Genomic DNA, 11011 nt, shown 5'->3' on the forward strand with positions numbered 1-11011 from the left:
TTTTTCATAATTATTTTTTTTGTACTTTAAAATGTAACATTAAATCCAATACTATACGTTCTTGGCCTCGGATATGAGAGATAGTCGATTCCGGCGGAGGGTAAACCGTTGGCTGGAATGTTGTCGGTACTGACCTCTGGATCCAAACCACTGTAATCCGTTATTAAAAATAGGTTCTGCCCAATAGCGCTTAAGCGCATACTTTTGAACAGTCCATCTCCGCTTAAAGGAACATTATAGGAAAGCGATGCGGTCTGCAATCTAACAAAGTCTCCTTTCTCCAAGAAATAGGTGCTAGGGTTTGTTGCGGATAAAACGACACTTTCATCAACAACGCTTTTCAAATTATTTCTACTTCCGATTTGTGGCGAGGCAAATAACGCGTTGGCCGTATTGTTGTACACGTAAAAATCAAATTGACCGGAAAAGAATAGCGAGGCATCCCAGTTTTTATAGCTCGCACTGGTCGATAAACCTGATATAATCTTGGGTAACGCTGATTTATCGAGTATCTCCGGTTCCGTTTCTACGTTAAAGTTCTCATCGACGGTACGTAAATTGTACGTGTAAATAGGCTTCCCATCCGTTAATACTTGAGAAGTGGTGCCTGTAAGACCTTGACCATATAGATTACCGGCCTGAATGGTAGGTCCGTCATAATCGGTAAGTTCGTTTTGGTTATACGAAATATTAAAACTAGCGTTCCAATAAAAGTCTTCAGAAGTAGCGATATCGTAATTAAGGCCCAATTCAACACCTTGGTTTACGAGTGTACCATCTACATTTTGAAAAACGAAGGGCGTTGTAGCCGGTTGCACTGCAGGTAGATTTAAGAGAATATCAGTGGTCTCTTTTCGATATACATCGAAATTTCCGTTAAAACGGTCATTATTAAAACCAAAATCAATTCCCAACCCATACTGTGCGGTCGATTCCCATTTCAAATCAGGATTAGAGAATGCTACCTCAGAAGTGGCAGGAGTGGTTAGTTGTGAATTGTTTAAAATACCTAAACCGTTCCATCTGGTTCTATTCAAATAATTTCCGTAACCTAGACCATCTTGGTTACCGGTGATACCCCAGCTTACCCTTAGTTTCAACGTTGAAACCGTTTCTTCGTTTATAAAACCTTCTTCATTAAGTTTCCATGCAAAAGCGGCAGATGGGAAATAGCCATATTTATTGTTTTCGCCAAATTTTGAAGAACCATCGGCCCTTACAGTAGCGGTAAATAAATATTTATCTAAAAGCGTGTAATTGATTCTTCCGAAAAAGGATTGCAATTCATCGGTAAAATCAAAGGTGTCTGCCCTAAAAGCATCAATTGGAATGCTGGGTAAAGGCTGTGTTGTATCGCTTACACCCGGCGTCAGGCTCAAAATTCTAAATTGATCTCCTGCATCGGTATTATCCTGGAAAATACCGATACCATAGCCTTGATAGTTGTTGGCAAGATTTTCTGTAGCATCAAAGGTTTCTTGGGTGGTTCTTGCAATGGCATTCAAATCGCTAGAGCCATAGCCCTGTCCCAAAAGATTCTGCCCTTGCCTATTGAAATCTTGATAGGAGAAGCCCACCAATGCATCCAAATTGGAATTTTCAAATTCTTTGGTGTAGTTAACGGTGAGTTCTAACAAGGTGTTTTCAGTATCTAAATTACTGACTGCCGCCCGTCCGTTATCCTGTACGCCATTACCCAAACCAAGTAATGCTGGGCCGGCCACTTGAGCACGTGAAGATGTAGAAGTATCAAGACCTAAATTTACCTTGGCGGACAAATTTTCGGTAATGGAATATTCCAACGATAGATTGCCAAGAAATCTATCCGTTTGGGTATTGTCATCGTAGTAGGTCAATAAATTGGCAGGATTTAAGTCCGGATCTGTATTAGCCAAGGGATCAGCATTGAGCGTAGGATTGGCGTAATAGCTGGCGGCCAATAAATCACCAGTGCTTCCTGCGGTTCTGCTTATAAAAGGCTTTTTATCGTTGATTCTCGAAACGGTTCCCTGAAAATTAAGTTTTAATTTGTCGTCAAAAAACCGTTGGCCTACATTAATTCTTCCTGTGATACGCTCCAAATCGGTATTTTCAATGATACCGAATTGCTTAGAATAGCCGAAAGTGGCCCTAACATTTCCGCTCCCGTAGTTTTGGGAATACGATAGGTTATTATCGGTCGATGCCGTCGTTCTAAAAACATAATCTTGCCAGTCGGTCGAACCACCAAGGTCGGCACCACCTCTTTCTACAAACTCCTCAGAACTCAACAAGTCAAATTCATTGGCCACCTCGGAAATATTCAAATTGCTGGTAAAGCCCCATTGACCTTCTCTTCCCCCACCTTTTCCAGATTTCGTGGTGATGACAACAACTCCGTTGGCTCCCCTAGAACCATAAATAGCGGTCGCGGAAGCATCCTTCAGAATACTCATGCTTTCGATATCGTTGGGGTTTAAAAAGTTCAGCGGGTTTTTAGAGCCACTTGATCCAACGCCGACATCGGCGCCATCGGCGGAAACACTTTCGTTAGATACCGGAACACCATCGACAACAAATAATGGGCTGTTGTTTCCCCTGACAGATGCAGTACCCCGAATTCTTAAGGAAATGCCAGCACCTGGTTCACCACTGGACTGTGATATTTGTACACCCGCGGTTTTACCTTGTATCAACTGTTCTGGAGAGCTAATTATACCTTTGTTAAAATCTTCCGATTGAACTGCGGAAACCGCTCCAGTGGCATCTTTAATAGTCGTTTGCCCATATCCGATAATCACCACCTCGTCCAATGCTTGGGCGTCTTCTTCAAGGGTAACATTAATTGTTGTTTGGCCACTTACGGCAACTTCCTGATTGGCGTAACCAATATAGCTAAACACCAATGTAGCATCGTCAGGTACATCACTTAAGGTATAATTACCGTCAAAATCGGTCTGTGCACCCGTAGTAGTGCCTTTAACTACGACGCTGGCGCCCGGTAAGGGGCCAGTAGCATCGGAAACCGTTCCCGATACCTCTTGAGCCTGAGTGAATGCGAAGCACAAAAATGCGCCGAACATCATCAGGTTTCTAATTAGTGTAATCTTCATAAAAGTTGTTTTTGAGTTGAGTTATGTTGAAATCAAAGGTTAAACATATATAAAAAAAACGTTAAATAATGAATATTTGACTATACAAGGGTTACGAAAACGGTTTCGTGTTGATAACTTTCCTAAAAAGGGCATACCAATAATCAAATAAAAGTCTCATTGGGGACTTCATAATTTGGGTCGGATATAATTGGGAATCGTTAATTTTTTTTTCAAAGATAACATTTTCTTTTGAATTGAAACACGATTGTACTAAGTTCCCAATTCCGTTTATTGGGTATGGATTGTTAAAAAAACGGGAAATTTAACTTTTGCCTGTTTTTAGGATTATCTTACACTTCATTAAAATTATACGCAGTTTGAAACGGAAAATTACATTGAAAGACATCGCCCGAGAACTTGAAGTATCCATCTCCACAGTTTCAAAGGCACTTAAGAACAGTGAGGAAATAGGTATTGACACCAAAGATAAGGTGCAGGCCTTCGCCAAGTTGTACAATTATAGGCCCAATAATATTGCATTGAGTCTTAAGAACAAGCGCACTAAAAATATTGGCGTTGTCATTCCCGACATAGTCCACTATTTTTTTACGACGGTATTCAGGGGTATCGAACAGTATTCGAACCAAAAGGGATATAATGTTATCGTTTGCGTCTCCGATGAATCTTTCGATAAGGAGGTCATAAATACCGAGTTGTTGGCCAATGGCAGTATTGACGGGTTCGTCATGTCATTATCTGCCGAAACCCAGCGTAAAGGAGATTTCCACCATCTCCTTGAAATTACCGAACAGGGCATTCCGTTAGTGCTTTTCGACCGTGTAGACGACAAAGTGTCCTGCGACAAGGTCATACTGAACGATACCGAAATTGCCTATCAAGCGGTAAAAAAGTTTCTCGCCAATGGCAGAAAGAACATAGCCCTGGTAACTACAGAAAGCTATTTCAACGTTAGCGAAAAGAGGGCCGAGGGTTACGAAGAGGCACTATCGGAAGCGAATATCCCCGCCAGGCCAGAGCTGAAACTTGTTTTGCCCTTCAGGGATGTCAATGAAAGTGAAATACGGCAGTTTTTTGGCACCGCCAAGATAGACGCAGTGCTTTGCGTCAATGAAATTTTTGCCGTACAATGTATGGCCGTTGTTCAAAAGATGGGGATGAAAATTCCCGACGATATCGCTTTTATCGGTTTTACCGACGGGATCTTATCAAAATATGTACAGCCCACTTTGACTACGGTAGCGCAACATGGCGAACGTATGGGTGAAGTTGCCGCCGAAATGCTCATCGAACGTATCGAGGCCGAAATCGACGAAGAAAAACCTTTCCGTACGAAGATTGTTGAAGGGACCATTATTGAAAGAGAATCTACCGTGAACTAAAAAATAAGGTTTGGCAGTCGCAGTAGGCAGTGTAAAAGTTTATGGTTTATACGTCTATGGGTTTATTTTGTACGCTACTTTTGCAGATATCCCCTAACTTTTCACACCTGAAACATGCATCCTAAAACTTTGAAATTTAAACCCTGTATCTTCGACCTAGACGGCGTCATCGTAGACACTGCAAAATACCACTATCTTGCCTGGAAAAAACTGGCCAATCAACTGGGTTTTGAGTTTACGAAGGAACAGAATGAACTTTTTAAAGGCGTAAGCCGAAAGCGTTGTCTGGAGATTCTGTTGGATATTGGTAAGGTGGAAGCCACCCCGGAACAGTTCGACCGATGGATGATGGAAAAAAATGAGGATTATCTGTCCTATATTGAAGATATGGATGCCTCCGAAATCCTTCCCGACGTGGTCAAGACTTTGGATTATCTAAAGGATGAAAATGTGCCCCTTGCCCTGGGCTCAGCAAGCAAAAATGCGAAACCGATACTTGAAAAAGTAAAGCTCTTGCCGTATTTTAATGCCATAGTCGACGGAACCGATGTCGCGAAGGCCAAACCGGACCCGGAAGTATTTTTGATCGCTGCCCAAAAAATGGGAGCCCGACCCGAAAATTGTATTGTTTTTGAGGATGCCGTAGCGGGCATCGAAGCGGCGAATAACGCGGGAATGACCAGTATCGGTATCGGCGATGCCAAAACCCTGTCCGAAGCTAATCATGTTTTCAAGGATTTTACCGAGATTAGTACTGAATTTTTAGAGGGATTGATTCAGTAGCAGTGAACCTGCCGAAGGCAGAATTAAACCTTGAACCATTCAAGCTATAAACGTTAAGCAAATAACATAGTAAAATCATATGCAAGATTATATACAGCCCGACAAATGGTCTATCATCGAAGAAGGCTTCGACAAAGACCGCGTAAAATCCTCGGAAAGTATTTTCAGCCATGGCAACGGCCACATGGGCCAGCGTGCCAATTTCGAGGAAAGCTATTCTGGAAACACGTTTCAGGGGAGTTATATCGCTGGCGTTTATTATCCCGATAAAACCCGTGTCGGTTGGTGGAAAAATGGGTATCCCGAATATTTTGCCAAGGTACTGAACGCGCCCAACTGGATCGGTATCGATGTGTCGGTATCTGGGGAAGCCTTAGATCTGAATACATGTAAAAAGGTGGCCGATTTTCGACGGGAGCTGAATATGAAAGAGGGATGGTACAGCCGTTCTTTTACTGCCACTTTACCGAACGACGTAAAAATAAATGTGAATATCGTCCGGTTTTTGAGCCTTGATATTGATGAGGTCGGTGCTATACACTATGAAATTAGGCCCACGGATGCCGATGTGGAAATACAATTTCATCCGTATTTGGATAGCGGTATCACCAACGAGGATACGAATTGGGACGATAAATTTTGGGAAACAACGGAGATAACATCCAAAGAAAATCAAGCCTTTATCGAATCCCATACCTTAAAGACGAACTTTCAGGTCTGCACCTTTATGGAATCCCATCTGTTTTTGGACGGGAAGCACCTGAAACAAAATCCATCCGAAGAAAAGAAAGAATTAAGGGTCGCACATGAATTTGTGCAAACCGTTAAGAAGCACGAAACCCTGGCCTTGCATAAGTTTGGCGGCTATACGGTTTCCCGAAACCATAAACCATCCGAACTGGTGGATGCGGCGAAAAAATCCCTGAAAAAGGCGACTGACCTGGGCTTTGAAGCACTTTTAGAACAACAAAAGCGGGCTTGGGCCAAAATTTGGGAAATGGCCGATATTACCATAGAGGGCGATATCAAGGCGCAGCAGGGCATCCGCTATACTATCTTCCAATTGAACCAGACCTATTTGGGAAAGGATTCCCGCTTGAACATCGGCCCCAAGGGCTTTACCGGCGAAAAATACGGGGGCAGTACCTATTGGGATACCGAGGCCTATTGCATTCCCTTTTATATGGCGACCAAGAACCAAAAAGTGGCCCGAAACCTTTTGAAATATCGCTATAACCATTTGGAAAAGGCCATCGAAAACGCCCAAAAACTAGGGTTTACCAATGGCGCTGCCCTGTACCCCATGGTCACCATGAACGGCGAGGAAAGCCATAATGAATGGGAAATCACCTTTGAGGAAATCCACCGGAACGGGGCCATCGCCTTTGCCATATTTAACTATTATCGGTATACCGGTGACTACTCCTATATTCCCGAAATGGGACTCGAAGTGCTGATAGGCATCGCCCGGTTCTGGCACCAGCGCGCCAATTTTTCCAAATCGAAAGGAAAATATGTGATTTTGGGCGTTACCGGTCCCAATGAGTACGAGAACAATGTCAACAACAACTGGTACACCAATTATATCGGCAAGTGGTGTATCGATTATACGTTGCAACAGCTGACGAAGGTCAAGGACGGTTTTCAGGAGGATTATAAACGTGTGGTCGGAAAGACCCGCTTGACCGATGAAGAGACCACGAAGTGGCAAAAGGTGGCCAACAATATGTATTTTCCCTATTCCGAGGAACATCAGGTGTTTTTGCAACAGGATGGATTTTTGGACAAGGAACTGATTACAGCGGATAAACTTACCAGTGCGAAGCGACCTATCAATCAAAAGTGGAGCTGGGACCGGATACTGCGATCGCCCTACATCAAACAGGCAGATGTTTTACAGGGATTCTATTTTTTCGAGGACCATTTTACTACCGAGGAATTGGAAAGGCATTTCGACTTTTATGAACCCTTTACGGTACACGAGTCTTCACTTTCGCCCTGTGTGCATAGTATTCAGGCCGCCAAACTGGATAAAATGCAACAGGCCTACGAATTCTATCTGCGTACGTCCCGCCTAGATCTCGACGATTATAACAAAGAAGTAGAGGAAGGCCTTCACATAACCTCCATGGCCGGCACCTGGATGAGCATCGTCGAGGGATTTGGTGGTATGCGGATTGTTGACGATAAATTATCCTTTTCACCGCGAATTCCCGAGCAATGGACCTCCTATTCCTTTAAGATCAATTTTAGGAACAGGATCGTAAAGGTGACCGTTCAAAAAGAAAAAACTGAATTTTCGCTGGATGGCAAAGATGAGATGTCCATTAGGGTCAATGGGGAGCGGGTGGTACTGCATCCGGATAAGGCTGTCGCGGTATAAGCAAGAAGAGGCCCCACTTTGTGTCGGAACGACAGAGATAGCAAGGTTATAATGAATAAAACACTACTAGTCAGCATGCTGATACTTATATCGTGCTGTAAACAAAAAAATACGGAGAAAAAGGCCATGGAGGAAAACAAAAAGGAAATGAAGAAGGAGGTCGTTTATCAAGTCTTTACAAGGCTTTTCGGCAACACCAACACCACAAACAAACCTTGGGGCACCATCGAAGAGAACGGCGTAGGGAAGTTTTCCGACTTTTCGGAAAAGGCCTTGCAGGAAATCAAAGACTTGGGCGTTACATATATATGGTATACCGGGGTGCCGCATCATGCCGTGATCCGCGAATATACCGAATACGGCATCTCTAACGACGACCCCGATGTGGTAAAGGGTCGGGCCGGGTCGCCCTATGCGATGAAGGATTATTACAACGTGAATCCCGATTTGGCGGAGCATCCTGAAAACCGGTTGGAAGAGTTCAAGACGCTTATCGACCGTACCCACAAAGCAGGCCTCAAACTGCTTATCGATATCGTGCCCAACCATGTGGCGCGTAATTACGAGGGAAAATCCACGCCCGAGGGCCATGAACCTTTCGGTGCTTCCGATGATACTTCGGTGGAATATGAGCGTGACAACAATTTCTACTATATTCCCGGGGAAGCCTTTCACGTGCCGGAATGGCGGAACGGCTATTTGCCCTTGGGCGGGGAAAATCATCCGATGGCGGACGGGAAATTCGACGAAAACCCGGCAAAATGGACGGGCAACGGTTCGCGAATGGCAAAGCCTAATTTTAACGACTGGTACGAAACCGTAAAGATCAATTACGGAGTTCGCCCGGACGGCTCGTATAATTTCGACACGCTTCCCGAGGGTTTTGAGTCGAAACATTACGCGGCCCATTATGAATTTTGGAAGGATAAAAATGTCCCTAATTCGTGGGTGAAGTTCAAGGATATCGCCCTCTATTGGCTCGAAATGGGCGTCGACGGTTTCCGGTATGATATGGCCGAAATGGTGCCGGTGGAATTCTGGAGCTACATGAACTCCCACATCAAAATGAAAAACGCAGAGGCCTTCCTGCTGGCCGAGGTCTACAACCCCGATGAATATCGCAACTACATCCACAGGGGAAAAATGGATTACCTCTACGACAAGGTAGAAATGTACGATTCCCTAAAAAATATCATGCAGGGCGATGGGTGGACGGACCATATCCCCATAGTGAAAAAGGGAACGCAGGATATAGAGCACCATCTGCTCCATTTTCTGGAAAACCACGATGAGGTTCGGCTTGCCAGTCCTGAATTTGTCGGCAGCGCTGAAATCGGCAAGCCGGCCATGGTCGTTTCCGCCACGATGACCACGGCGCCCGTTATGATCTATTTCGGACAGGAAGTCGGTGAGCCCGGAGCCGAAAACGCGGGGTTTGGGAGTCCCAACCGGACCTCCATCTTCGATTATATCGGCGTACCGCACCACCAGCGATGGGTCAACGACAAGCAATTCGATGGCGGGCAGTTGTACGAGGCGGAATCTCAATTGCGGGACTTCTACAAACGTCTGTTGAATTTCACGGTGCAAAGCGATGCCTTGGTCGGCGAATATCAAGACATCCATTTTTATAATCGGGACCACACACTATGGTACAATTACCATGTACTTTCGTATGTACGATGGTCCGACAAAGAGCGGCTGATTATCGTCTCGAATTTCGATGCCAACGATCGGTTCGGCTTTGAACTGAAACTTCCGGAAGATATTGTCCAAAAATGGAAGCTATCCGAAGGAAACCATCAAATAAAGGATGTCTTATACGGAAGTGAACATACCTTAAAGGTTGAAAACGGTAGGGGAGAAGTCCGGATTGACATTAATCCGTTGGAATCGTTTATTTTTGTAGTTGATCAATAGCATAGTATCATGATACCTTTACTCCAAAAAAACAGGGATGCCATAATCGAAATCTGTAAAAAGTTTGAAGCTTTGGAACTTTATGTTTTTGGTTCTGCTTTGTCCGATGAATACAATTCAGAAAAAAGTGATATTGATTTAGCGGTAATTTTTGATTCTTCCATTCCGGTCGAAAACATGGCCGATCATTATTTTGGGTTGATAGAAGAACTGGAGAAACTTTTGAAACGCCCTGTAGATTTGATAACATTAGTATCCGTGAAGAATAAAATTTTCAAGAAAGAACTTGAAAATACAATGGTTCCGCTCTATGCAGCCTAAAACCAAAAAATACGTTCTCGATATTGAAAGTGCCATTGATGAAATCGAGGACTTAGTCGCGCTATGTGAAAAACAATACGTCAAGTTTGAAAATAATCCATTAGCAATCCGTTCTTTGGAAAGGTTGTTGGAGATTATTGGCGAAGCCACGAAAAAGGCACTTGAATCAAACACCTCTCTAGTAATCGCCAATTCGCAACGAATTATCTCCCTAAGAAATCGCTTGGCGCATGCTTACGACAGTATTCAGCTTTCTGTTCTTTGGTCGATTGCGCTGAAGGATGTGCCCAAGCTTAAGGAAGAGCTCGAGCGATTAAAATAGAACTAAAGTAAATGTCAATTTTTGATGTTATCATCATTGGCGGCGGCGCGGCAGGGTTTTACTCGGCCATCCATATCGCCGAAGCCCGACCGGACCTTAAAATTGCCATCTTAGAACGTGGAAAGGAAGTGCTGGGCAAAGTCAAGGTATCCGGTGGCGGTCGGTGCAATGTCACCCATGCGGAATTTGACCCCGGTGAACTGGTCAAAAATTATCCCAGGGGCGAAAAAGAACTGTTGGGGCCTTTCCACTCCTATTGTAGTGGTGATACCATGGCCTTTTTTGAGAGAAGGGGCATTCCCCTAAAAATAGAGGCCGACGGTCGCATGTTTCCCGTTTCTGATTCGTCCCTGACCATTATCAATTGTTTTTTGAACGAGGCCGACCGATTGGGAGTACGGGTTTTACGGCATAGTGCGGTAATCGATATTCGTCAAGGTAAAGACGACGTGCATGGCGTCTCTACGGCAGATGAAAAAAAAAAGATAGTCTGGGAAATAGAATCCATAAAACACACCTACCACGCAAAAAAAATAGTGGTCGCCACCGGAAGCAATCCTAAAATATGGAAGCTGCTGAAAAAATTGGGCCATTCCCTTGAGCCGGCAGTGCCCTCGTTGTTCACCTTTAATATTAAGGACAAGCGCATAAAGGGAATACAGGGCGTAAGTACCCACGCAGAAGTCCATGTTCTCGAACAGCGGCTGTTTAATTCTAAAATCACCATAAAGCTCCGAAGCCGAGAAGCGGAAAAACCCTTAATGACTTCGGAAGGACCCTTGATGATTACGCATTGGGGCATGAGCGG

General features: G+C 44.1%; 8 protein-coding genes. 7 read left to right on the top strand and 1 reads right to left on the bottom strand.

The window, feature by feature from the left end; translation table 11 throughout:
• Positions 1-26 precede the first annotated feature (26 nt).
• On the bottom strand, positions 27-3092 hold the full coding sequence (locus ACEW8S_RS16420) for a SusC/RagA family TonB-linked outer membrane protein (RefSeq protein ID WP_373519200.1): 3066 nt from the start codon (positions 3090-3092) through the stop codon (positions 27-29).
• Positions 3093-3451: 359 nt separating this feature from the next.
• Between ACEW8S_RS16420 and ACEW8S_RS16425 the strand changes: the two genes are divergently transcribed.
• From ACEW8S_RS16425 to ACEW8S_RS16455, 7 genes are all read left to right on the top strand, one after another.
• Positions 3452-4474, top strand: a complete 1023-nt coding sequence (locus ACEW8S_RS16425; RefSeq protein ID WP_373519201.1) for a LacI family DNA-binding transcriptional regulator — start codon at positions 3452-3454, stop codon at positions 4472-4474.
• 114 nt (positions 4475-4588) lie between these two features.
• Entirely contained in the window at positions 4589-5257 is a 669-nt protein-coding gene (gene pgmB, locus ACEW8S_RS16430; RefSeq protein WP_373519202.1) for a beta-phosphoglucomutase, read from the top strand.
• A 79-nt stretch (positions 5258-5336) separates the two neighbouring features.
• Positions 5337-7640 carry a glycoside hydrolase family 65 protein gene (locus tag ACEW8S_RS16435; protein WP_373519203.1) on the top strand — a complete coding sequence of 768 codons (2304 nt, stop codon included), beginning with the start codon at positions 5337-5339 and terminating at the stop codon, positions 7638-7640.
• A gap of 75 nt (positions 7641-7715) precedes the next feature.
• On the top strand, positions 7716-9560 hold the full coding sequence (locus ACEW8S_RS16440) for an alpha-amylase family protein (RefSeq protein WP_373519204.1): 1845 nt from the start codon (positions 7716-7718) through the stop codon (positions 9558-9560).
• A gap of 9 nt (positions 9561-9569) precedes the next feature.
• Complete coding sequence (locus ACEW8S_RS16445; protein WP_373519205.1) at positions 9570-9881, top strand: nucleotidyltransferase family protein; 312 nt, start codon at positions 9570-9572, stop codon at positions 9879-9881.
• The gene (locus tag ACEW8S_RS16450; RefSeq protein WP_373519206.1) at positions 9871-10203 is read left to right on the top strand and encodes a DUF86 domain-containing protein; all 333 of its coding nucleotides are present in this window, start codon (positions 9871-9873) and stop codon (positions 10201-10203) included. Before ACEW8S_RS16445 ends, ACEW8S_RS16450 begins: the two co-directional genes overlap by 11 nt.
• A gap of 11 nt (positions 10204-10214) precedes the next feature.
• On the top strand, positions 10215-11011 hold a 797-nt coding region (locus ACEW8S_RS16455; protein ID WP_373519207.1), incomplete at its 3' end, for an aminoacetone oxidase family FAD-binding enzyme.

This window comes from Pricia sp., assembly GCF_041745955.1.
Classification (GTDB): domain Bacteria; phylum Bacteroidota; class Bacteroidia; order Flavobacteriales; family Flavobacteriaceae; genus Pricia.

What these genes read in the sequence shown, in the direction of transcription:
- ACEW8S_RS16420 (WP_373519200.1), bottom strand. Translation starts at nt 3,092, where the DNA reads ATGAAGATTACACTAATTAGAAACCTGATGATGTTCGGCGCATTTTTG.
- pgmB (WP_373519202.1), top strand. Translation starts at nt 4,589, where the DNA reads ATGCATCCTAAAACTTTGAAATTTAAACCCTGTATCTTCGACCTAGAC.
- ACEW8S_RS16435 (WP_373519203.1), top strand. Translation starts at nt 5,337, where the DNA reads ATGCAAGATTATATACAGCCCGACAAATGGTCTATCATCGAAGAAGGC.
- ACEW8S_RS16440 (WP_373519204.1), top strand. Translation starts at nt 7,716, where the DNA reads ATGCTGATACTTATATCGTGCTGTAAACAAAAAAATACGGAGAAAAAG.
- ACEW8S_RS16445 (WP_373519205.1), top strand. Translation starts at nt 9,570, where the DNA reads ATGATACCTTTACTCCAAAAAAACAGGGATGCCATAATCGAAATCTGT.
- ACEW8S_RS16450 (WP_373519206.1), top strand. Translation starts at nt 9,871, where the DNA reads ATGCAGCCTAAAACCAAAAAATACGTTCTCGATATTGAAAGTGCCATT.